This window comes from Naasia aerilata, assembly GCF_030296595.1.
Taxonomy (GTDB): Bacteria; Actinomycetota; Actinomycetes; order Actinomycetales; family Microbacteriaceae; genus Naasia; species Naasia aerilata.
This window is the reverse complement of record NZ_AP027731.1, coordinates 1,102,317-1,124,171: the sequence shown is the minus strand read 5'-3', so window position 1 is coordinate 1,124,171 and position 21,855 is coordinate 1,102,317. Positions and strand designations below refer to the sequence as shown.

The window sequence follows — 21,855 nt, the reverse complement described above, 5'->3', positions numbered from 1 at the left end:
AGCGGCGACCGACTGGCGCGCCGTCCGGGGGCGGAGGTCAGCGATGCCGCCGGCCCGCCAGCGGACGGAGGATCAGCCCGAGGAGACCGTTGATGATCGCCATCACGAGGGCGGCGAGGACCCCCACCAGAACCCGTCGACCGAGAGCCCGAAGCCGAGGAGATCGCTGATCCAGGCCACCAGGAGGAAGAGCAGGCCGTTCACGATCAGGGAGATCAGACCCAGCGTGAGGATGTAGAGGGGGAACGCGACGATCCGGATGGCCGTGCCGATGACGCCGTTGACCACGCCGAACAGGAGTCCGAGCAGCAGGTAGGTGAGAACCCACGCGACGGGGTCGTCCTGCCGGTAGGGGGTGACGCCGATGCCCGAGCCGAACAGGGACAGCACCAGGGTCGTCAGCCAGAGCGCGACCGCGTTGCCGAGGACGGTGACGAGGAACCTGCGCATCGGACCACTATGGCATCCGGCACCAAGGCGCGAAATAGACTGGACCGCCGTGACCGACGACCTCCGCCCGCCCGTCCGGCTGCGCCCGGAGATCGCCGCGCTGCCCGCCTATCGGCAGGGCCGGCCGGCCGCCTCGGGCGGCTACAAGCTCTCGTCCAACGAGAACCCGTTCCCGCCGCTTCCGGGCGTGCTGGAGGCGGTGGCCCGCGCGAACGAGGTGAACCGCTACCCGGACGCCTCCGCGGCCGAGCTCCGGGAGCGCCTCGCGGAGCGGTTCGGTGTCGCGCCGGACGAGGTCCACGTCGGAGCGGGGTCGGTGTCCCTGCTCGCCCAGTTCATCGCGGCCGCCGCGGGTCCCGGCGACGAGGTGGTCTACGCCTGGCGGTCCTTCGAGGCGTACCCCGGCCTCGTCACGGTCGCGGGGGCGACGAGCCGGACGGTGCCCCTGCTTCCCGACGGGCGGCACGACCTCGAGGCGATGGCGGCGGCCGTGACGGACCGGACGCGCGTCGTCCTCGTCTGCTCCCCCAACAATCCAACCGGCTGCGTCGTGACGGCCGCTGAGTTCGACCGGTTCCTCGCCGCGGTCCCGAGCGACGTGCTGGTGCTGCTCGACGAGGCCTACGTCGAGTTCGTGCGGGATCCGGAGGCGGTGGACGGGGCCCGCCTGATCGGCCGGCACCCCAATCTGGTGCTGCTGCGGACCTTCTCCAAGGCCTGGGGCCTGGCGGGGCTGCGGCTCGGCTACGCGATCGGTCCGGTCGGCCTCCTCGATGCCGCACGGGCCGCCGCCATCCCCCTCTCGGTGACCGCCGCCGCGCAAGCGGCGGGTCTCGCCGCGCTCGACGCCGAGAGCGCGCTCGCGGAGCGCGTGGACGCCATCGTGGAGCGCCGGGGACGGGTGGCCGAGGGCCTGGCCGACCGCGGCCTGCGCGTTCCGCACGCCGAGGGGAACTTCGTGTGGCTCCCGCTCGGGCCCGCGACGGACGAGGCGGCCGAGCTGCTGCACGCCGCCGGCCTCAGCGCCCGCGCCTTCTCGGGCGACGGCATCCGCGTCAGCATCGGCGAGGAGGAGTCGGTGGACAAGCTCCTAACCGCCGCGGCCGAGATTGTGCGCATCCTCCCCGAGGGCTCTCTGGCGCGGCGGATAGATTAGCGACACCCGCAGGAGCCGGGCGCGTTCCCGCCGCCCGAGATGAAGACCCCAGAACCGGAAGGTGAGCGTGGCCGAATCCGCGGATGATGCCGTCTCCGTGCAGATGATCTCGCCGGAGGGCCGGTTCGAGCCGAACCCCGCCGCGGAGGAGTTCCTGCCGTACGTGGAGCGCCTCGACGAGGAGCTGCTGCGGCGCTTCTACCGCGACATGGTGCTGGCCCGTCGGGTCGACACGGAGGCCGGACACCTGCAGCGGCAGGGTCAGCTGGCCCTCTGGCCGCCCCTCCTCGGCCAGGAGGCGGCCCAGGTCGGCTCGGGCCACGCGACCCGGCCGCAGGACACGATCTTCCCGGCTTACCGCGAGCATGCGGTCGCGATGATCCGCGGCGTGGACCCGGTCGACATCATCCGGACGATGCGCGGCCTCACGCATGGCGGCTGGATCCCCGCCGAGCACGGCAACTTCCACCTGTACACCCTCGTGATCGGGTCGCAGACGCTGCATGCGACGGGGTACGCGATGGGGATCGGCCTCGACGCCGTCCGCCAGGACGACCCCGAGAAGGACGAGGCGGTGCTCGTGTACTTCGGCGACGGCGCGACGTCGCAGGGCGACACCAACGAGGCGCTCATCTGGGCCGCGAGCTACCAGACGCCGCAGGTGTTCTTCCTGCAGAACAACCACTGGGCCATCTCCGTGCCGGTCAGCCGGCAGTCCCGCACTCCCCTTGTCCGGCGAGCCGCGGGCTTCGGTCTGCGCGCCACCCGCGTGGACGGCAACGATGTGCTGGCGAGCTACGCCGTGTCGGCCAAGCAGCTCGACGACGCGCGCGCCGGCCGCGGACCGGGCTTCATCGAGGCGATGACGTACCGGCTCGGCGCGCACACGACCTCCGACGACCCCACGCGCTACCGGGGCGCCGACGAGCTCGCCGCGTGGGAGGCCCGGGACCCGATCCTGCGCTACCGGCACCATCTCGAAGCCCAGGCGCTGGCCGATGCGGCCTACTTCGCAGAGGTCGAGCAGGAGGCCGCCGACCTGGCAGCCGACCTGCGAGCACGGACGCTGGCCCTCGGTCCGCCGAGTCTCGACGTGCTGTTCGACAACGTATACGCCGAGGAGCATCCGGTGCCGCGCGAGCAGAAGCGCTGGCTGCAGGAGTACGAGGCGGGCTTCGGGGAGGCGCGATGACCACGACGACGGATGCGAGCGCGCCGGCGACCACCGCCGGCACCACGACCTGGACCATGGCGAAGGCGCTCAACAAGGGCATGGAGGCGGCGCTCGCCGCGGACGACAGGGTCCTGCTCATGGGCGAGGACATCGGCCCCCTCGGTGGCGTGTTCCGGGTGACCGAGGGCCTGTCCGCGCGCTTCGGCGAGAACCGGGTGCTCGACACTCCGCTCGCGGAGTCGGGCATCGTCGGCACGGCGATCGGCCTCGCGATGCGCGGCTACCGCCCGGTCTGCGAGATCCAGTTCGACGGATTCATCTACCCGGCCTTCGACCAGATCACGAGCCAGCTCGCGAAGATCACGGCGCGGCACGAGGGCTCGGCCCGCTTCCCGGTCGTCATCCGGGTGCCCTACGGCGGCCATATCGGTGCCGTCGAGCACCACCAGGAGAGCCCCGAGGCCTACTTCGCGCACACGCCCGGCCTGCGCCTGGTCTCCCCCAGCACGCCGAACGATGCCTACTGGATGATCCAGCAGGCGATCGCGTCCGACGATCCGGTCATGTTCTTCGAGCCCAAGAGCCGGTACTGGCCCAAGGGCGAGGTCGATCTCACGACTCCCGCCGTCCCTCTGCACACGTCCCGCGTGGTGCGTGGGGGCACGGACGCCACGCTGGTCGGCCACGGCGCCATGGTCAGCGTCCTGCTGCAGGCGGCCGAGGTGGCGCAGCGCGAGGGCACGAGCCTCGAGGTCGTCGACCTCCGCTCGCTCTCCCCCATCGACTACGGACCGCTGCTCAAGTCGGTGGAGAAGACCGGTCGCCTCATCGTCGCGCAGGAGGCGCCCGGCTTCGCGAGCCTCGGCTCGGAGATCGCGGCCACGGTGGCCGAGCGGGCGTTCTTCGCGCTGCAGGCGCCGGTCCTCCGGGTCTCCGGCTTCGACGCCCCCTTCCCGCCCGCGAAGCTCGAGTCCGTCTACCTCCCCGATGCCGACCGCGTCCTGGATGCGGTGGACCGGGCCCTGGACTACTAGGAGAACCGCATGAGCACGGCGAAGTTCACTCTTCCGGACGTCGGCGAGGGCCTCACCGAGGCGGAGATCGTCTCCTGGAAGGTCGCGCCCGGCGACGAGGTCGAGATCAACCAGGTCATCGTCGAGATCGAGACGGCGAAGTCGCTCGTCGAGCTCCCGTCGCCCTACGCGGGCGTGGTCGGCGAGCTGCTCGTCGCAGAGGGCGACACGGTCGAGGTCGGCACGGCGATCATCACGGTGAACGCGGAGGGCCCGAGCCGCCTCACCGCCCCGCTCTCCACGCCGGCGCAGGCGGCGCTCGGGCCCGAGGCGCAGGTCGTCCAGGGCGACGAGGAGCCCGTCCCCGAGTCCGGCAGCGTGCTCGTCGGCTACGGCACGGGCGGGCACGCGGCCACGCGGCGCAGCGGCCGCCGGCCGCGTCAGGCTCCGCCGGTGCCCGGCAACGGCGCATCAGTGCTCGCGAAGCCGCCCATCCGCAAGCTCGCCAAGGAGCTCGGCGTCGACCTCTCCACCGTGACGGCGACCGGCGAGCGCGGCGAGGCGACCCGGGACGACATCCTCCGCTCGGCCCAGCAGGCGAGCGTCTTCCGCAACATCCAGACGCCGGAGTGGCCGGATCTCCGCGAGGAGCGCATCCCGGTCAAGGGTGTGCGCAAGGCCATCGCCAACGCCATGACGACGAGCGCGTTCTCCGCGCCGCACGTGAGCGTCTTCGTCGACATCGATGCCAGCCGGACGATGGAGTTCATCAAGCGCCTCAAGGCGTCCCCCGACTTCGCGGGCGTCAAGGTGTCCCCGCTGCTGATCATGGCCAAGGCGATGATCTGGGCGGTGCGCCGCAATCCCACGGTCAACAGCACGTGGACCGACCAGGAGATCATCGTCCGGCACTACGTGAACCTGGGGATCGCCGCGGCGACCCCGCGCGGCCTGATCGTGCCGAACGTGAAGGAGGCCCAGGCGATGTCGCTGCTGGAGCTCGCCTCCGCGCTCGAGCAGCTCACCCTCACCGCGCGGGACGGCAAGACGCAGCCGGCGGACATGGCCGACGGCACGATCACGATCACCAACATCGGCAGCTTCGGGGTGGACACGGGAACGCCGATCCTCAACCCCGGCGAGGTGGCGATCGTGGCTCTCGGGGCGATCAAGCAGCGCCCCTGGGTCGTCGACGGGGAGGTCCTCCCCCGCTTCGTGACCACCGTGGGCGCGAGCTTCGACCACCGCGTCGTCGACGGCGACGTCGCCAGCCGGTTCGTCGCCGACGTGGCGAGCGTGCTCGAGGAGCCCGCGCTGCTGCTCGACTAACGGTATTTGACAACGATTCTCATTACCGGCTAACTTCGAGCGACGCGGAGAGCCCGCGCTCAGTCTCGAGGGAACCATGCGCATCGTCGTCCTGCTGGCCGCGGCCCTGCTGCTCGGCGGGTGCGCCACCTCGGCGGACGATTCCCGGCTCTCCGTCGTGGCCTCGACCGACGTCTACGCCGACATCGCCCGTGCCGTCGCGGGGGACAGGGCGGAGGTGCGCGCGCTCCTCGACAGTCCGGCGAAGGACCCGCACGAGTACGAGGCGTCGGGCCGCGACCTCCTGGCGGTGTCCCGGGCCGACCTCGTCGTGCAGAACGGCGGCGGCTACGACACCTTCGTGACGCCCCTGCTGAAGGACGCCCCGGACGCGGTGGTCGTCACCGCCGTGGACCTGGTTCCGCACAGCGGCGACAACGAGCACGTCTGGTACGACCTCCGGACCGCCGCGGCACTCGCCACCCGGCTCGCGGCAGAGCTCTCCCGCCTCGATCCCGGGGGCGCCCGAGGGTACGAGGACCGAGCGGGAGTGTTCCTCGCCGGGATCGACGCCCTCGAATCGCGCGTGGCCGCGGTGCGCCCGCTCGCGGAGGGCAGAACCGTGCTCGCTCCCGAGCCGGTCCCGCTGTACCTCCTCGACGCCATGGGGATCACGGACCGCACGCCGCCCGACCTGGCCGAATCCGTCGAAGAGGGCACCGACGTCGCCCCGGGCGTCCTGCTCGGCGTCCTCGACACGGTCCGCGCGGGCTCGATCAGCCTGCTCGCGGACAACCCGCAGACGGCGACGGGCCAGACCGGCCGCATCCGCCAGGCGGCCGAGGCCTCGGGGGTGCCGGTCGTCGAGTTCACCGAGACGCTGCCGAGGGGGCCGGGTACCTCGCCTGGATGGGCGCGAACATCGACAGCGTGGCCGCCACGCTCCCCGGGGGCGAGTCGTGACTCCCGTCTCCGCCCTCGAGTTCCGATCAGCGACCGCCCGCGTCGGGGGCCGGGTCCTGTGGGCCGACCTCGACCTCCGCGTCGAGCCCGGGGAGTTCGTCGCCGTCCTGGGGCCGAACGGCGCGGGCAAGAGCAGCCTCTTCCGGGCGGTCCTCGGCCAGCTGCCCCTCGCCGCCGGGACGGTCTCGGTGCTCGGGCAGCCGGCAGGCACGGGCAGCGCCGACATCGGCTATGTGCCCCAGCAGAAGCTGTTCGACCGGGGGACCGCGCTGCGTGCGCGGGATCTCGTCGCGCTCGGGCGTGACGGCCAGCGCTACGGACCGGGCCGGCCCACGGCGGCGCGCCGCCAAGCCGTCCTGGCCGCACTCGAGCACACCGGCATGCGGCGGGCGGCCGACACCCCCGTCGGGCTCCTCTCCGGCGGCGAGCAGCAGCGGGTGCGCATCGCGCAGGCGCTCGTGTCCTCGCCGCGCCTGCTTCTCGCCGACGAGCCGCTCCTCTCACTCGACCTGCAGCACCAGCGTGCGGTGAGCGACGCGATCGACGAGCACCGCAGCTCGGCCCAGGCCGGCGTCGTGTTCATCACCCACGACATCAACCCGATCCTCGGGATGGTCGACCGCGTCCTCTACCTGACCGCGAGCGGCCACGTCATCGGTCGCCCCGACGAGGTGTTCCGGTCCGAGGTGCTCAGCCGCCTCTACGGCACGGAGGTCGATGTGCTCGACATCCGCGGCCGCATCGTGGTCGTCGGCCCGCCAGCCGAGTCGGCCGGCCATCATCATGCCGATTCCGCGCACGGAGGGCACGCCTGATGGACGGGACCGACCTCTGGGGAACGCTTTTCGACTTCCGCGACTACGGCGCGCTGCTCGTGCTCCTGCACAACTCGGTGATCGCCGGGGCGGTGCTCGGCCTGATGGGCGGGCTCGTCGGCTACTTCGTGATGTCGCGCGACCTGGCATTCGCGGTTCACGGGGTCAGCGAGCTGTCCTTCGCCGGCGCGGCCGGGGCCCTGCTGATCGGAGTGGATGTGGTCACGGGCTCCCTGGTCGGGTCCCTGCTCGCCGCCGTCCTCATCGGCGTGCTCGGCACCCGGGCACGGGATCGCAATTCGGTCATCGGCGTGCTCATGCCGTTCGGCCTCGGGCTGGGCATCCTCTTCCTCGCCCTCTACCCCGGCCGGTCGGGCAACCGGTTCGGGCTGCTCACCGGTCAGATCGTGGCGGTGGACAACCCGCAACTGCTCGTGCTCGTCGTCGTCTCGGTCCTCGTGATCGCGACGCTGCTCGTCGTCTGGCGACCGCTGCTGTTCGCGAGCGTGGACGAGGAAGTGGCGGCCGCGCGCGGCGTGCCCGTGCGCGCGCTGTCGCTCGTGTTCATGGTCGTGCTGGGGCTCGCGACCGCGGTGGCCATCCACGTCATCGGGGCGCTCCTCGTGCTGTCCCTCCTCGTCACGCCGGCCGCGGCCGCGGCGCGCATCGCCTCCTCTCCCCCGTCGTCGCGCTGCTCAGCGTCGCCTTCGCGGTGACCGCGATGGTGGGCGGGATCCTGCTCGCGCTCGGCTCGTCCATTCCGATCAGCCCCTACGTCACGACCGTGTCGTTCCTGATCTACGTCGTCTGCCGGCTCGCAGGAGCGCGGGGAACCCGGCGCCTACACTGGTCGCGATGAAGCGCAACACCTGGCAGCGGCAGGCGGTGCGGGACGCCCTCGGCGAGAAGCCGGGCTTCGTCAGCGCCCAGGACCTGCACGCCGCGCTCCGCGAGGCCGGCTCGCCCATCGGCCTCGCGACGGTGTATCGCGCCCTCGCCGACCTGGCCGGGGACGGGGATGCCGACTCCCTCCAGTCGGCCGAGGGTGAGAGCCTCTACCGCGCCTGCGTGTCCCCCGGCCATCACCACCACCTCATCTGCCGGAGCTGCGGCACCACCGTCGAGATCGAGGCGGACGACGTGGAGCAGTGGGCGGCGAAGACCGCGGCGCGGCACGGGTTCACCCAGCCCCGGCACGTGGTCGACATCTTCGGGCTCTGCCCGGCCTGCTCCGCGTCCTGAGCTGCCGGTTTGCGGGATCGCCGTCCGGTCCGTACCATTGACGGTTGGCCGTCGGGCCCGACCCGACTGGCAGTGCGCATCCCTCCCCTCCAGAATTTCCGGGGTTCCGGCATGCGCGCAGACAAGGGATCTTGGGCGAAGCCGAACGTGCTTCGCGGTATTGGAGGAAATCGTGGCAGCAGTCTGCCAGGTCACCGGGAAGGTTCCCGGCTTCGGCCACGCAATCTCGCACTCGCACCGCCGCACCAAGCGGCGTTTCGACCCGAACGTGCAGAAGCGCACCTATTTCGTGCCCTCGCTGCGCCGTAACGTGACGCTGAACGTCAGCGCCAAGGGCATCAAGGTGATCGACGTCCGCGGCATCGAGTCCGTGGTCAAGGACATCCTGGCCCGTGGGGAGAAGATCTGATGGCCCGCCAGCAGGACGTCCGTCCCATCATCAAGCTGCGCTCGACGGCCGGCACCGGGTACACCTACGTGACCCGCAAGAACCGTCGCAACAACCCCGACCGCATTGTGCTGAAGAAGTACGACCCGGTGATCCGCAAGCACGTCGAGTTCCGCGAGGAGCGGTAAGCAATGGCCAAGAAGAGCAAGATCGCAAAGAACGACCAGCGCAAGGTGATCGTCGACCGCTACGTCACCAAGCGTGCGGAGCTGAAGAAGGCCCTCGTCGACCCGACCTCGACGGACGATCAGCGCGAAGCCGCTCGCGTCGGCCTGCAGAAGCTCCCGCGCGACGCGTCGCCGGTCCGCCTCCGCAACCGCGACGCCGTCGACGGCCGTCCCCGCGGAAACCTCCGCAAGTTCGGCATCTCCCGCGTGCGTTTCCGCGATATGGCCCATCGAGGCGAATTGCCGGGCATCACGAAGTCAAGCTGGTAGGTTACTGGGCGGTCGCTCTTGACCGCCGGGCTCACCTGCCCCCATCGTGATACACGTCAACAAGATGGCCGTCTTTCGAAGGATGGCGACAGTCCCGAGGAGGACAAATTCATGGCATCGCTGAACCGCACCGATCTCGTCGCAGCCGTCGCGGCTGAGTCCGGCCAGAGCCAGTCCGCCGTCAACGGCGTGCTGGACGCGCTTTTCTCGACGCTCGCCAAGAGCGTCGCCGATGGCACCAAGGTGACGATCCCGGGCTGGCTCGCCGTCGAGCAGACCTCCCGTGCCGCGCGCACCGGCCGCAACCCGCAGACCGGTGAGCCGATCGAGATCGCCGCGAGCAAGGGTGTCAAGATCAGCGCCGGAAGCAAGCTGAAGGCCGCCGCTCGCTGAGTCGGCAGACATTGAAGGGGATGTGCGGGCAGCCGCACATCCCCTTCGTCGTTTCTCCAGGCCCCGCGTCCTAGGCTGACCGAGTGCCTTCTCCCGCCGCCCCGGCGCCGCGTCTGATCGGGACGGGCACCCTCCTCGTCGCCGCCTTCCTCGCGCTCCTCGCCGCTCTCGCCATCGGCGGCGCGGCGGCCGCCCTGCTGATCGACGATCCCGGCCCCGTGGTGCGCTTCGGCCTGCCCGCCGCGAAGCTCGTGGTGGACCTGGCGGTCTCGGTTACCGTCGGGGCGCTGGCCCTGGTGGCGCTCGCGCTCGGCGGCGACCGCGAGACGGGCCGCGCTCTGGATCTGGCGGCCGGTGCCGCCGCCGTCTGGACAGTCGCGTCCGCGGCCACCGGGCTGCTGACCTTCCTCAGCGTGACCGGGATCCCGTTCTCGTTCAGCCCGACCTTCGGCGCGCAGGTCGGCTTCTTCCTGACCTCGATCGGGGCGGGCGAGGCGTGGCTCGTCACCACGCTCATCGCCGCGTCGGTCACGGTGCTCTGCTTCGCGGTGCGGGCACGGCCCGCTCTCGTCCTCGTCCTCCTGCTCGCGCTCGCGGGCCTGCTGCCCATGGCCGGCGAAGGACACACCGCGGGAGCAGACAGCCATGACGAGGCCGTGGCGGCCCTCGCACTGCACCTCTGCTTCGCGGCGGTATGGCTCGGCGGCATCCTGACCCTTGTGTTCCTGCGCAGTGTCCTCGGCGGCCGGCAGCTCTCCGCCGTGGTCGGGCGCTACTCGTCGCTCGCGCTCCTGTGCTTCGGGGTGGTCGCACTGTCCGGCTACGTGAGCGCCTCTCTCCGCATCGGCTCGGTGGACCGGCTGCTCACGCCCTACGGGATCCTCGTCATGGTCAAGATCGTCGCCCTGCTCGGCCTGGGCGTCGCCGGCGGGCTGCATCGGCGCTTCAGCCTGCGCCGCCTCGACGCCGGGGCGGGTCGCTGGTTCTGGGCGCTCGTGCTGGGCGAGCTCGCGGTCATGGGCATCGCGACCGGAACGGCGGCAGGTCTGGCCCGCACCGCGCCCCCGTCGACGAGACGCCGCTCCCCGCCGGCAGCCCGTCGGTGGTCCTCACCGACGAGCCGCTCCCGCCGCCGCTCGACCTGCTGCACCTGGCGACCGAGGGCCGGCTCGACCTGGTGTGGCTCGTGGCCGCGACGATCGGCGCGGCCTACTACGTCGCCGGCGTCGTGCGGCTCGCCCGCCGGGGGAGCGGTGGCCCGCGGGTCGCACCGTCTCCTGGCTGGCCGGGCTGCTGCTGCTCGTGGCACTCACCAACGGCGGGGTCGGTGCGTACGCCCGCCACCTCTTCAGTGCGGAGATGATGACCGTCGGGGGAGTGGCTGTGCTCGTCCCGCTCCTGCTCGTGCCCGGCGCTCCCCTCCGCCTCCTCGCCCAGGCCGCGGAGCCTCGGACGGACGGCAGCCGGGGCGTGCGCGAGTGGGTGGCCCTCGCCGGCGCCGCCGTCCGTCCCCTGGCGCGGTGGACGACCGGCGCTGTCGTGGGCGTGCTCGCGGCCTGGGTCTTCGTGTTCACCCCCGTGCTCCGCTGGATCGTCACCGACGCCGCGGGTCGGGAGGCGGGGATCGCCCTGCTGCTCGCCACCGGACTGGTGCTGGTGTCCGCGGTGCTGAACGCCCGCCCGGGGAGGAGAAGCGCCGTGACGGCTGCACTGCCGGCGCTCGCCTGGGCGGCGTGCGGCGTCGTGCTCGTCGCCGGGTCCGGTCTGCTGCTGGCCGACTGGTACGGGGCCATGGGGTGGAGCACGCCCGCGATCGACGACCAGCGCGCCGGGGGAGCGGTCCTGCTCGGCACGGCTGCGGTACCCCTCGCCGTGCTCGCCATCGTCCAGCTCGTGCGCCCGCGCGACCGGGGAGCGTCGCCGACCCGGCCCGTCGACGAGGACCGGTATCGCGCCATGCTCGACCGGGCTCTCACCCGGCGCGGACGCTGATCCGGATCAGATCCCGCGGATGTCGAGCCCGCCGTCGTCGCGCACCGTGATGGCGTAACGCACCTCGTAGGCGACATCCTCGTCGAGCGTCGACACCGATCCGTCGAACAGCGAGACGACGTCGACGCTGATGTGCGCCACTCCCGACGACGGCGTGACGAACCACGCGAACTCCCCGTCGTCGCCCACCCCCGGCTGGATGGTGATGTCCGGATAGGAGACGATCGACCACTGCGGCTCGTCCTGCACCCGGTCCGCGAGCACTCGGCGGAACGGGCAGCCGGCCGGCTGCAGGACGCGCTGGGTCGCGCAGTCGTCGAGGAAGGCATCGACCTCCTTCTGCACCGCCGACGTGAACGCCCCGCTCGCCTGCACGTCGATCGTGGCCTCGGCTCCCGCTGCAGGGTCCGTGACGTCGACCGTGGTCGGCTTCGCCACCAGATAGCGGCTGCGCTGGTCCAGCACGAGGCGGGACGGCGTCGGGACGGCCAGATCGACGGTCCCGTCACCTCCCGTCGTCGGCGTGCCGTCGGGAACGGGCACGCCGTTCACCCGCAGGCCCGTGTCGTGCAGCACGGTGACCCGCACCCGGGCGAGAGGGGACTCCTCGAACCGCCACCCGTTGAAGAGGAGCAGGGTCGGGGGCGCCGCGGCGACGAGGAATTCGGTGCGCTCCGGATGGCCGCCGAGCTCGTACTCCGCGACGACGCGGCGCAGGCCGCTGCCCGCATTCACATCCGACACGATCCGGTGCCGCCCGAGCCCGGAGAGAGCGTCGCGCTGCAGTGCCGCCTCAGACGCTCCGACGGGCACGGCGACGCCCGGCGTCTCGAGGGCCACGGCCACGTCCCGCCGCTCCAGGGCATCGAGGTAGCGCGAGACGAACCCTCCCGCGCTGTACACACTCGCGTTGAGGGCCACGACGACGATCGCGAAGACCACGGGGACCAGCGCGGTGAGCACAGCCCAGGGCACGACACCGCCGCGCGGCGGAGGAGGGCCGCCGTCCTCCACCCCCATGCGGTCATCCTAAGGTTCCCCGCGCCGCCGGGCCGGGGCCACACTCCGCAGCTTCGCGGGTAGATTGACCGGATGCCACCGGGACTGTCCGCCGAACAGCAGGCCGTCTTCGACGCGATCGAGAGCACGCGGAGCCACATCTTCGTGACCGGCCGGGCGGGCACGGGGAAGTCGACGCTGCTGAACCACCTGGCCTGGCACAGCGAGAAGCAGATCGTGATCTGCGCCCCCACCGGAGTGGCCGCGCTCAACGTCGGGGGCCAGACGGTCCACTCACTGTTCAAGCTCCCCATCGGGGTCATCGCCGACCGCGACCTCGACGACGACGCGCCGCTCCGCAAGCTGCTCGGCGCCATCGACACGGTCGTCATCGACGAGGTCTCGATGGTCAACGCCGACCTCCTGGACGCCGTGGATCGCCGGCTCCGCTGGGCACGACAGCGCAACGAGCCGTTCGGCGGCGTGCAGATCGTGCTGTTCGGCGACCCCTTCCAGCTCGCGCCCGTGCCGGGCGACGCCGACGAGCGCGCCTACTTCGCCGACAACTACGCCTCGATGTGGTTCTTCGACGCGAAGGTGTGGCAGCAGACCGAGCTCAACGTGCTCGAGCTGCGTGAGATCCACCGGCAGCAGGACGACGGCTTCAAGGCGATGCTGAACGCGGTGCGCCACGGCAAGGTCACGGCCGAGATCGCGGGCGTCCTCAACGGTGCGGGAGCCCGCCCGGTTCCGGCGGACCCGCCCATCACGCTCGCGACGCGCAACGACAGCGTGAACCGCATCAACGCCCGTGCGCTCGCCGCGCTGCCCGGCAAGGCGCAGATCGCCCGCGCGGAGATCAGCGGCGACTTCGGCGGCCGCAACTATCCGGGGAGGAGTCCCTCGAGCTGAAGCCGGGCGCGCACGTGATGTTCCTGCGCAACGACCCGGATCAGCGCTGGGTCAACGGGAGCATGGGCATCGTCACGCGGATCCGGAACGGGGTCCGGGTGGAGGTGGACGGCACGGAGCACGACGTGTTCCCGGCCACCTGGGAGCGTCAGCGCTACACCTACTTGGCGGCGACCAAGAAGCTGACCCAGACGGTGGTGGCGGAGTTCACCCAGTTCCCGCTTCGGCTGGCCTGGGCCGTCACCATCCACAAGTCGCAGGGCAAGACCTACGACGCAGCGGTGGTGGATCTCGGCGCGCGAGTGTTCTCGGCGGGCCAGACCTACGTGGCGCTGAGCCGGCTCACGTCGATCGAGGGGCTCTATCTGACCCGGCCGCTCGTTCCGCGCGACATCATGATCGACGCCGACGTGGTGCGGTTCATGACCGCCGCGTCGCGGATGCGCGCGGCCGCTCGGGCCGCGGAGACGCAGCCTGCGGTCTAGTGGCCGTCGTGCTCGGCGACGCCCGGAAGCGTGACGCCGGAGTGCGAGGCGTGCGGGCCGTCGAGGGCCGCGATGCCGGCCTGCGTCTGGCCGATGGCGGGAAGCGCGAGGCCCACCACGGCGACGGCGCCGACGGTGATCCCGAGGACGGTCCAGCCCGCGGCCGGTTCCGCGGCCGGCGCCGGAGTGCCGTCGGGGGAGCGGCGCAGGGATGCGGTCATCGCGATGGCGACGACGATGTCGAGGAGGCTGGCGCTCGCCAGGGCCAGCGGGGGCAGCGTGTCCACCGTCACGCCGACGGCCTCGCCGAGGACGAGGGCTGAGGCCCAGGCCACCAGTCCGAGGATCGCGCCGACGAGCGCCAGCGAACGCAGCGGGAAGCTGGAGCGGAGCATCGTGGCGACGCCCCAGGCGAGCTCGGCGGCCCCGAGGACCAGGAACACGACGAGGAGGAGCGGGGAGCGGCGGCCGCGACCGCGAGGTGGACCAGCCCGGCGCCGAGAGCGGCGAAGGCGATCCAGATGCGGGCCAGTGCGAGCATGTTCCGCTCCTTTCAGAAGGGGAGGGGTGGATGCGGCCGCCACCGGGGCGACGGCCGCATCCGGGAGGAAGGTCAGGCCACTCGGGCGCGAGCCGCCGACTTGTCGGCGCCGATGGCGACACCGAGCAGGATGATGGCGCTCACGAGGTGCAGGAAGTGGTCGGGCGTGTTGAGGGCGAGGATGTTCGCCGCCGTGTTCTCGATGAAGAACCCGAGGATTCCGACGAGGAGGTAGACCGCGCCGACGACGCCGTTCACCGACTTGGCCGCCGAGACGCTGCTGAGGCCCGCGATGAGGAGGGCAGCACCGATCAGGAGGTGGACGATGTCGTGCAGCCAGTTGACCTCGAAGATCCCGAGGAGCAGGGTGCCGTCGGTGGAGGCGAAGCCCGCACCGCCGGTGACCAGGAATCCGAGGATCGCGACCAGCAGGTACACCGCACCGAAGATGGTGGCGACCAGCCGGTTCGGGGACCGGGTGAGGGGGCCTTGTTGTTGCCATTGATTGCTGTGCTCAATTTCGTACCTTCCGTTGTGAGCGCGACGCTGAGCCGCACAGGATGTTCGTCACAGCGAACGTTACGGTTTGCCGCGAAAAAGTTTCGGGGGCTTGCCGTTACGCCAGAGATGCCTCACTCTGTGCTTCCACAAGCTTTTTCACAGCCAACCCGGGGCTGTCGCTCAGTCCTCTGACGCGGCGAAGGGCGACCGCATGGCCGACGCTCCCTCGTACCGCATCTGGCCGCCCGTGGCGCTCGGGGTGCCGCTGATCGCAGGCGCCGGGATCACCGCCGCGGTGGGCGACCCGGTCGAGGTTCCCGTCGCGATCGCCCTGCCGGTGGCCACCGTCCTCCTCGTCGGCTTCGCGGGGTGGAACGCCTGGGCGCTCTGGCTCATGGCTCGTTTCCGGACCGCGCTGCTGCCCGGCGGATCGACCCGCACGATCCTCGACCGTGGGCCGTTCCGGGTGAGCAGGAACCCGCTCTACCTGGGCCTGATCGCGCTCGACGCCGGCCTGGCGCTGCTGGCGTCCTCGTTCTGGGCGCTCGTGCTGGTGCCCGTCGGCGTCGCGGCGCTGTGGTGGGGAGCGATCGCCCCCGAGGAGCGCTACCTCAGCGAGAAGTTCGGCGCGGACTACGACGCCTATCGTGCCCGGGTCAGGCGGTGGCTGTAGGAACGGCCCGACCGGAGGAGAGCGGGTGACGGGAATCGAACCCGCGCTATCAGCTTGGGAAGCTGAAGTTCTGCCATTGAACTACACCCGCGCGCGCTCTCCGAGGAGAGCAGACCTCCATTGTAGGGGAGCCGCTACAGTGGCCGTGTGCTGCTCTCGGACCGCGATATCCGCTCGGAGATCGCGGCGGGCCGCATCGGGCTGAAGCCGCACGATCCCGAGCTGCTGCAGCCGTCGAGCTTCGATGTGCGCCTCGACCGCTACTTCCGGCTGTTCGACAACCACAAGTACCCCTTCATCGACCCGGCCGAGGATCAGCCCGATCTGACGCGCCTGGTGGAGACGAAGCCCGACCAGCCGTTCATCCTCCACCCCGGGGAGTTCGTCCTCGGCTCCACGTTCGAGCTCATCACGCTGCCGGACGACATCGCGGCCCGGCTGGAGGGCAAGAGCTCGCTCGGCCGGCTCGGGCTGCTGACGCACTCGACGGCCGGCTTCATCGACCCGGGCTTCTCGGGGCACGTGACGCTGGAGCTCAGCAACGTGGCGACGCTTCCGATCAAGCTGTGGCCCGGGATGAAGATCGGTCAGCTCTGCTTCTTCCGGCTCACCTCGGCGGCCGAGCATCCGTACGGCACCGGTCCCTATGGGTCGCGGTATCACGGCCAGCGCGGACCCACCGCGTCGCGGTCCTACCTCAACTTCCATCGCACGGACGTGTCCGGGACCGACGAGGGCGCGGTCGGCGGCTGAGCATCGCCGCGGGCGTCAGATCAGGCGTGCGTCCGCGAGAGCGGGAAGCTGCAGGGCGAGCCAGGGGCTGAACGCCCAGGGCGTGCTGCGGACCGCGCTCTCGAGCGGCTCCTCGTCGGCCCACGCCCAGTCCATCACCTCGTCCGGGTCGGGCAGCACATCGCCCCGCACGGTCGCGATGTAGACGGGGCACAGCTCGTGCTCCACGACGCCCGAGGCGTCCACAGCTCGGTACCGGAACTCGGGCAGCACGAGGCGCAGGCCGTCCAGCTCGATGCCGAGCTCTTGACGGGCGCGACGGATCACCGCCTCCGTCACGTCCTCGCCCGGAGCGGGATGACCGCAGAACGAGTTGGTCCACACCCCGGGCCAGGTCCGCTTCCCAAGCGCCCGGCGAGTGACCAGGATTCGGCCCGCGTCGTCGCGCACATGACAGGAGAAGGCCAGGTGCAGGGGAGTGTCGGTGGTGTGCACGGTCGCCTTGGGCGCGCTGCCCACGGGATGACCGTCGTCGTCCAGCAGGACGACCAGTTCCTCGGGCTGAGCCACTCTTCTCCGGTTATGTCACACTGACCGATGTGGATGCGTCCGGTGGGGCACGAGCCATCCCCTCCCGGCTCGAGGCGGTCGATGCCGTCCTCGAGAGCTTCTTCAGACTAGCCGCGTCTCGTGCGGGCCGAATCGGCGACGCCTACACGGGGCTCTGGTCGGCGCTGGAGACGAGCGCCCGCGGCGGCAAGCGGCTTCGCCCTCGTCTGGTGCTCGCCACCTACTCGGGCTTCGGCGGCTCGGAGCTCGGCACCGCGGCGCACGTCGGCGCAGCCTTCGAGCTGCTGCACACGGCGCTCATCGTGCACGACGACGTCATCGACCGTGACTTCACCAGGCGGGGATCCCCCAACGTGTCCGGGCGCTATCGCGACGTCGCGACGACGGCCGGCATCCCGATCCCCACCGCCGAGCACCGGGGAATGTCCACGGCCGTCATCGCGGGCGACCTGGCCCTCGCCGGCGCGTACCGGCTGCTCGATCGCGCAGGCATGGCGAGCGAGCAGAGGGAGCGGATGGCCGAACTCCTCGACGAGGCCGTGTTCGCCTCCGCCGCGGGCGAGCTCATCGATGTCGACTTCTCCATCGCCCGGGAGATCCCCTCCGTCGAGGCGGTCGTCGAGATGGAGCGGCTGAAGACCGCGGTGTACACGTTCGAGGCGCCCCTGCAGGCGGGCGCGGTGCTCGCGGGCGCCGACGACGCCTATCTGCCGGTGCTCGCCGAGTTCGGCCGCGACATCGGCACCGCCTATCAGGCGACGGACGACCTCCTCGGCGTGTTCGGCGACGAGCGGGAGACCGGCAAGACCACGGTGGGCGACCTGCGTGAGGGCAAGCGGACCGTGCCCATCGCGTACGCCGCGACGACGGGTGCCTGGCCCGGCATACGAGACTTCCTGGGCAAGGCGGACCTCACCGACGGCGAGGCGGCGGAGGTGCGCGCGCGGCTGATCGCCTGCGGCGCCGAGGTCTACACGCGGAACCTCGCTTCGCGCATGGCCGGCGACGCGGTGCGCGCGCTCGACCGGCTGCCCGCTCCCGTCGCGGAGGAGCTGGCGCCGCTCGCGGGGCAGGCGCTGGACCGCATCCGATGACCCCTCTCGAGCTCTACGGCCGGGCCGCCGATGAGGCCGCCGCCACGGTGATCCGGCGCTACTCCACCTCCTTCGGGCTGGCGTCCCGCCTCCTGAGCACCCGGAACCGCGTGCACGTGCAGAACATCTATGCACTGGTGAGGGTCGCGGACGAGATCGTGGACGGCGTCGCCGCAGCGGCGGGCCTGCCCGGCTCAGCCGTCGCCGCCCAGCTCGATGCTCTGGAGGCCGACGTGGAGCAGGCGATCGGGTCGGGGTACAGCAGCAACCTCATCGTGCACGCCTTCGCCCGGACCGCCCGGGCGAACCGGTTCGGCACCGAGCTCACGCGTCCGTTCTTCGCATCGATGCGCGCCGACCTCACCGCGGCGGAGCACACCCCGGAGAGCTTCGCGGAGTACGTGTACGGCTCCGCGGAGGTGGTTGGGCTGATGTGCCTCGCGGCCTTCCTCGAGGGCCGGCCCGCGTCGCAGAGGCTGGAGCAGGGAGCCCGCGCACTCGGCGCCGCCTTCCAGAAGGTGAACTTCCTGCGAGACCTCTCCGCCGACTACGACGGCCTCGGCCGCAGCTACTTCCCAGGAGTGACGATCACAGCCCTCGACGAGGAGACCAAGAACCGGCTGCTCGACGACCTCGATGCGGATCTCGCGGTGGCCGCTGCGGTGCTCGGCCAGCTCCCGCGGGGGAGCCGCCACGCGGTCGGCGTGGCGCAGCGGCTGTTCGCCGAGCTCTCGGCCCGGCTGCGGCGCACCCCGGCGGAGCAGCTGCGCAGCCGGAGGGTCCGCGTCCCCGATCCGGTGAAGCTGCGCCTCGTCGCCGCCGAGCTCAGCGGAGTGCGGCGCGCATGACGCAGCGTGCTGCCGTGATCGGGGGAGGGGTGAGCGGGCTCGCGACGGCGGCCCTGCTCGCCCGCGAGGGCTACGACGTGACGCTGTTCGAGGGCCGCGAGCGTGTCGGGGGCAGGGCCGGTCTCCTCGAGGAGAGCGGCTTCCGCTTCGATGAGGGGCCGTCCTGGTACCTCATGCCGGAGGTCTTCGACCACTTCTACCGTCTGCTCGGCACGCGCGCCGACGAACAGCTCGACCTGGTGCAGCTCGATCCGGGCTACGAGATCCTCTACGAGCCGAGGGACGGCAAGCCCGCCGATCGGCTGCGAGTGGGCGCCACGCGCGCGGAGAACGTCGCCATGTTCGAGGCGGTGGAGCCGGGCGCCGGTGCCGTGCTGGAGGAGTACCTCGACTCCGCGGAGGAGGTCTACGAGCTCGCGAAGCGGCACTTCCTCTACACGACCTTCGCGGACCTCCGCCCCGTGTTCACGCGCGAGGTGCGGGGGCACCTCGGCCGTTTCCTCGGGCTCCTGACCCGCCCGCTCGATCGGTTCGTCCGCCGCCGCTTCTCCGACGATCGGCTGCGGCAGCTGCTCGGCTACCCCGCGGTCTTCCTCGGCTCGTCTCCCTTCGCGACGCCGAGCATGTACCACCTGATGAGCCACCTGGACCTCGATGACGGCGTGCTCTATCCGCGAGGCGGCCTCGTCCGGGTGGTCGACACGATCGCAGCGCTCGCCGAGGAGGCAGGTGCGACGATCCGCACCTCGTCGCCGGTCACGCGGATCGCGACGAAGCCGATCGGCGGCGGTAAGCCGAGCGTGATCGGCGTGCACTACCTGGACGAGAACGGCGAGGAGCAGTTCCACGCGGCGGGGACGGTGGTCGCGGCGTGCGACCTGTTCACTGCCGAGACGAAGCTCCTGCCGCCTGCACTGCGGACCTACCCCGAGCGGTGGTGGGCGAAGCGGACCCCGGGCCCAGGAGCGCTCCTCCTGCACCTCGGCGTTCGCGGCGAGCTCCCGGAGCTCGGGCACCACACGCTCCTCTTCACGCGCGACTGGCACGGCAACTTCGACGCGATCTTCGGCAAGAACCCGTCCATTCCCGATCCGGCATCTCTCTACGTCTGCAAGCCGAGCGCCACCGACCCGAGCGTCGCTCCGGAGGGGTACGAGAACGTCTTCGTCCTCGTGCCGGTTCCCGCCGACCCCGGCATCGGGCACGGCGGCGACCCGCACGTCGAGCGGCTCGGCGATGCGGTGATCGAGCAGGTCGCAGCCTGGGCGGGCATCCCCGACCTCGCGGACCGCATCGTGTTCCGCCGCACGGTCGCGCCCGGGGACCTGGCGGACCGCCTCGGCGCCTGGCGCGGAACCGCTCTCGGTCCGGCGCACACCCTGCGCCAGAGCGCCTTCTTCCGAGCGGGCAACGTGAGCAAGCGAGTCACGGGGCTCCTCTACGCCGGGGGCTCCACCATCCCCGGCATCGGGCTCCCCATGTGTCTCATCAGCGCAGAGCTGGTGATCAAGCGGCTGCGCGGGGATGTCTCGGCGGGGCCGCTGCCCGAGCCCCTCGAGGCACGCGCATGAACCTGATCTACCTGGCCGCACTCCTGGTGTCGGTCACGGGGATGGTCGTGCTCGATCTCCGCTACCGCCTGTTCTTCGCGCGCGATGCTCGGCGGGCGGCGATCGTGCTCGCGGTGGGGATCGTATTCTTCCTGCTCTGGGACCTTGCCGGCATCGGCCTCGGCATCTTCTTCCTCGGCGACAGCGGGCTCGTCTCGGGCGTGATGCTCGCACCGGAGCTCCCCTCGAGGAGGTCTTCTTCCTGACGCTCCTCTGCTACGTGAGCATGAACGCGTTCGGCGCGGCCGGACGCCTGCTCGAGCGGAGGACGCGGTGACCTACTGGCTCCTCAACGCGGGCTTCCTCGCCGTCGTCGCGATCGTCGCGATCCTCGCGGGTCTCCGCGCGCGCCGGGTGCCCGGAGGAGCGCCGCGCTGGCTCGCAGCGACGGCGCTCGCGCTCGCGGCCGTGCTCCTGCTCACCGTCGTCTTCGACAACGTCCTGGTCGGCGTGGGCATCGTCGACTACGGCGCGCGCGGCAAGAGCGGCGTCTCCATCGGGCTGGCCCCCGTCGAGGACTTCGCCTACGCTCTCGCGGCCGCGATCGGTCTGCCGTCTCTCTGGGTGCTGCTCGGCCGTGAACACCGCTAGGGCCCTGCTCCAGTCGTCGCGACCGCTGTCCTGGGTCAACACGGCATTCCCCTTCGCGTCCGCCTACCTCCTCACCGCGGGGCGGATCGACGTCGCCCTCGTCGTCGGCACCGTCTACTTCCTCATCCCCTACAACCTCGCGATGTACGGGATCAACGACGTGTTCGACTACGAGTCGGACCTCCGCAACCCGCGCAAAGGCGGGGTGGAGGGAGCGGTCCTCGACCGGCGCCTGCACCGGACGACGCTCTGGGCCGTCGTCCTCACCAACGTGCCCTTCCTCGTCCTCCTCGTCCTGCTCGGCGGTCCTGCCTCCTGGCTGGTGCTCGCCGTCAGCATCGGCGCGGTCCTGGCGTACAGCGCTCCCGTGCTCAGGTTCAAGGAGCGGCCGTTGCTCGACTCGCTCACGTCGAGCACGCACTTCGTGAGCCCCGCGGTGTTCGGTCTCACCCTTGGGGGTGCGGACTTCACCCCTGCCCTCCTCGCGCTTCTTGCCGCTTTCTTCCTCTGGGGGTCGCGAGCCACGCGTTCGGGGCGGTGCAGGACGTCCAGGCGGATCGCGCGGGCGGCATCGCATCGGTGGCGACCGTGATCGGTGCCCGCCGCACCGTCGTCGTTGCGCTGATCGCCTACCTGGTGGGCGCGGTGCTGCTGCTTGCGACCGACTGGCCGGGACCCCTCGCCGCGATCCTCGTCCTTCCCTACGCGGCGAACGTCGTCCCGTTCCTGCGGATCACGGACGCGGACGCCGAGCGGGCGAACGCGGGCTGGCGGCGCTTCCTGTGGCTCAACTACGTGGTCGGATTCCCGGTCACGCTCCTGCTGATCTGGTACGCCGTGCTCCGCTGACGCTCGCCTTCGATCTGCCGAGGTGGCACTTGTTGCTGCCACCTCGACCGGGAAAGGAC

22 protein-coding genes, 1 tRNA gene and 6 pseudogenes are annotated in these 21,855 nt (G+C 71.2%); 23 read left to right on the top strand and 6 right to left on the bottom strand.

Annotation, left to right across the window (positions count from 1 at the left end; genetic code table 11):
* Positions 1 to 37: 37 nt before the first annotated feature.
* A pseudogene (locus QUE51_RS06085) lies at positions 38 to 450 on the bottom strand (phage holin family protein).
* A gap of 49 nt (positions 451 to 499) precedes the next feature.
* Here QUE51_RS06085 and QUE51_RS06080 point away from each other — a divergent pair.
* From QUE51_RS06080 to QUE51_RS06020, 14 genes and pseudogenes are all read left to right on the top strand, one after another.
* Positions 500 to 1,606 (top strand): histidinol-phosphate transaminase, encoded by a 1,107-nt coding sequence (locus tag QUE51_RS06080; RefSeq protein ID WP_286278696.1) that lies wholly within the window; start codon positions 500 to 502, stop codon positions 1,604 to 1,606.
* Between the two features lie 103 nt (positions 1,607 to 1,709).
* Positions 1,710 to 2,798, top strand: a complete 1,089-nt coding sequence (locus tag QUE51_RS06075) for a thiamine pyrophosphate-dependent dehydrogenase E1 component subunit alpha (RefSeq protein WP_286279279.1) — start codon at positions 1,710 to 1,712, stop codon at positions 2,796 to 2,798.
* Positions 2,795 to 3,814, top strand: coding sequence for an alpha-ketoacid dehydrogenase subunit beta (locus QUE51_RS06070; protein WP_286278695.1), 1,020 nt, complete (start codon positions 2,795 to 2,797; stop codon positions 3,812 to 3,814). The genes QUE51_RS06075 and QUE51_RS06070 overlap by 4 nt, the downstream gene beginning before the upstream one ends.
* Before the next feature lie 9 nt (positions 3,815 to 3,823).
* Positions 3,824 to 5,122 carry a dihydrolipoamide acetyltransferase family protein gene (locus QUE51_RS06065; protein ID WP_286278694.1) on the top strand — a complete coding sequence of 433 codons (1,299 nt, stop codon included), beginning with the start codon at positions 3,824 to 3,826 and terminating at the stop codon, positions 5,120 to 5,122.
* Positions 5,123 to 5,198: 76 nt separating this feature from the next.
* Positions 5,199 to 5,978, top strand: a pseudogene (locus tag QUE51_RS06060) (metal ABC transporter solute-binding protein, Zn/Mn family); the annotation flags it as partial.
* 82 nt (positions 5,979 to 6,060) lie between these two features.
* Positions 6,061 to 6,879, top strand: a complete 819-nt coding sequence (locus QUE51_RS06055) for a metal ABC transporter ATP-binding protein (RefSeq protein WP_286278693.1) — start codon at positions 6,061 to 6,063, stop codon at positions 6,877 to 6,879.
* A pseudogene (locus QUE51_RS06050) lies at positions 6,879 to 7,738 on the top strand (metal ABC transporter permease). Before QUE51_RS06055 ends, QUE51_RS06050 begins: the two are co-directional and overlap by 1 nt.
* On the top strand, positions 7,735 to 8,121 hold the full coding sequence (locus QUE51_RS06045) for a Fur family transcriptional regulator (RefSeq protein WP_286278692.1): 387 nt from the start codon (positions 7,735 to 7,737) through the stop codon (positions 8,119 to 8,121). Before QUE51_RS06050 ends, QUE51_RS06045 begins: the two are co-directional and overlap by 4 nt.
* Before the next feature lie 172 nt (positions 8,122 to 8,293).
* Complete coding sequence (gene rpmB, locus QUE51_RS06040) at positions 8,294 to 8,530, top strand: 50S ribosomal protein L28 (protein WP_286278691.1); 237 nt, start codon at positions 8,294 to 8,296, stop codon at positions 8,528 to 8,530.
* Positions 8,530 to 8,697, top strand: a complete 168-nt coding sequence (gene rpmG, locus QUE51_RS06035) for a 50S ribosomal protein L33 (RefSeq protein ID WP_286278690.1) — start codon at positions 8,530 to 8,532, stop codon at positions 8,695 to 8,697. Before rpmB ends, rpmG begins: the two co-directional genes overlap by 1 nt.
* A gap of 3 nt (positions 8,698 to 8,700) precedes the next feature.
* The gene (gene rpsN, locus QUE51_RS06030) at positions 8,701 to 9,006 is read left to right on the top strand and encodes a 30S ribosomal protein S14 (protein WP_286278689.1); all 306 of its coding nucleotides are present in this window, start codon (positions 8,701 to 8,703) and stop codon (positions 9,004 to 9,006) included.
* Positions 9,007 to 9,117: 111 nt separating this feature from the next.
* Positions 9,118 to 9,399 (top strand): HU family DNA-binding protein, encoded by a 282-nt coding sequence (locus QUE51_RS06025; protein WP_286279278.1) that lies wholly within the window; start codon positions 9,118 to 9,120, stop codon positions 9,397 to 9,399.
* Positions 9,400 to 9,482: 83 nt separating this feature from the next.
* A pseudogene (locus QUE51_RS18505) lies at positions 9,483 to 10,436 on the top strand (copper resistance D family protein); the annotation flags it as partial.
* Positions 10,437 to 10,578: 142 nt separating this feature from the next.
* Positions 10,579 to 11,391: a cytochrome c oxidase assembly protein gene (locus tag QUE51_RS06020; RefSeq protein ID WP_286278688.1), complete on the top strand. Its 813-nt coding sequence runs from the start codon at positions 10,579 to 10,581 to the stop codon at positions 11,389 to 11,391.
* A gap of 6 nt (positions 11,392 to 11,397) precedes the next feature.
* Here the strand turns inward: QUE51_RS06020 and QUE51_RS06015 are convergent, their stop codons facing one another.
* Positions 11,398 to 12,411, bottom strand: a complete 1,014-nt coding sequence (locus QUE51_RS06015; RefSeq protein WP_286278687.1) for a hypothetical protein — start codon at positions 12,409 to 12,411, stop codon at positions 11,398 to 11,400.
* A 72-nt stretch (positions 12,412 to 12,483) separates the two neighbouring features.
* On the opposite strand from QUE51_RS06015, the pseudogene QUE51_RS06010 reads away from it, so the two are divergent.
* Positions 12,484 to 13,787 (top strand): annotated as a pseudogene (locus QUE51_RS06010) (ATP-dependent DNA helicase).
* On the opposite strand, the gene QUE51_RS06005 reads toward QUE51_RS06010, so the two are convergent.
* A complete protein-coding gene (locus tag QUE51_RS06005) occupies positions 13,784 to 14,230 on the bottom strand; it encodes a hypothetical protein (protein ID WP_286278686.1) in 447 nt (148 codons plus the stop codon). The pseudogene QUE51_RS06010 and the gene QUE51_RS06005 sit on opposite strands and share 4 nt — an antisense overlap.
* A gap of 170 nt (positions 14,231 to 14,400) precedes the next feature.
* The gene (locus QUE51_RS06000; RefSeq protein ID WP_286279277.1) at positions 14,401 to 14,847 is read right to left on the bottom strand and encodes a DUF4383 domain-containing protein; all 447 of its coding nucleotides are present in this window, start codon (positions 14,845 to 14,847) and stop codon (positions 14,401 to 14,403) included.
* A gap of 193 nt (positions 14,848 to 15,040) precedes the next feature.
* Between QUE51_RS06000 and QUE51_RS05995 the strand changes: the two genes are divergently transcribed.
* A complete protein-coding gene (locus QUE51_RS05995; protein WP_286278685.1) occupies positions 15,041 to 15,502 on the top strand; it encodes a methyltransferase family protein in 462 nt (153 codons plus the stop codon).
* A 20-nt stretch (positions 15,503 to 15,522) separates the two neighbouring features.
* Here QUE51_RS05995 and QUE51_RS05990 read toward each other — a convergent pair.
* A tRNA-Gly gene (locus QUE51_RS05990) sits at positions 15,523 to 15,593 on the bottom strand.
* Between the two features lie 56 nt (positions 15,594 to 15,649).
* Here QUE51_RS05990 and dcd point away from each other — a divergent pair.
* The gene (gene dcd / locus QUE51_RS05985; protein WP_286278684.1) at positions 15,650 to 16,255 is read left to right on the top strand and encodes a dCTP deaminase; all 606 of its coding nucleotides are present in this window, start codon (positions 15,650 to 15,652) and stop codon (positions 16,253 to 16,255) included.
* A 15-nt stretch (positions 16,256 to 16,270) separates the two neighbouring features.
* Here dcd and idi read toward each other — a convergent pair whose 3' ends face one another.
* Positions 16,271 to 16,804, bottom strand: coding sequence for an isopentenyl-diphosphate Delta-isomerase (gene idi, locus QUE51_RS05980; RefSeq protein ID WP_286278683.1), 534 nt, complete (start codon positions 16,802 to 16,804; stop codon positions 16,271 to 16,273).
* 29 nt (positions 16,805 to 16,833) lie between these two features.
* Between idi and QUE51_RS05975 the strand changes: the two genes are divergently transcribed.
* The 6 genes and pseudogenes from QUE51_RS05975 (at position 16,834) to QUE51_RS05950 (ending at position 21,796) form a co-directional block, all read left to right on the top strand.
* The gene (locus QUE51_RS05975; protein ID WP_286278682.1) at positions 16,834 to 17,898 is read left to right on the top strand and encodes a polyprenyl synthetase family protein; all 1,065 of its coding nucleotides are present in this window, start codon (positions 16,834 to 16,836) and stop codon (positions 17,896 to 17,898) included.
* Positions 17,895 to 18,746, top strand: a complete 852-nt coding sequence (locus QUE51_RS05970) for a phytoene/squalene synthase family protein (protein WP_286278681.1) — start codon at positions 17,895 to 17,897, stop codon at positions 18,744 to 18,746. Before QUE51_RS05975 ends, QUE51_RS05970 begins: the two co-directional genes overlap by 4 nt.
* Positions 18,743 to 20,317 carry a phytoene desaturase family protein gene (crtI, locus tag QUE51_RS05965; RefSeq protein ID WP_286278680.1) on the top strand — a complete coding sequence of 525 codons (1,575 nt, stop codon included), beginning with the start codon at positions 18,743 to 18,745 and terminating at the stop codon, positions 20,315 to 20,317. The genes QUE51_RS05970 and crtI overlap by 4 nt, the downstream gene beginning before the upstream one ends.
* A complete protein-coding gene (locus QUE51_RS05960) occupies positions 20,314 to 20,562 on the top strand; it encodes a lycopene cyclase domain-containing protein (protein WP_350226725.1) in 249 nt (82 codons plus the stop codon). Before crtI ends, QUE51_RS05960 begins: the two co-directional genes overlap by 4 nt.
* 67 nt (positions 20,563 to 20,629) lie before the next feature.
* Entirely contained in the window at positions 20,630 to 20,947 is a 318-nt protein-coding gene (locus tag QUE51_RS05955) for a lycopene cyclase domain-containing protein (protein WP_286278679.1), read from the top strand.
* A pseudogene (locus tag QUE51_RS05950) lies at positions 20,934 to 21,796 on the top strand (prenyltransferase). Before QUE51_RS05955 ends, QUE51_RS05950 begins: the two are co-directional and overlap by 14 nt.
* The last annotated feature ends 59 nt before the right edge of the window (positions 21,797 to 21,855 follow it).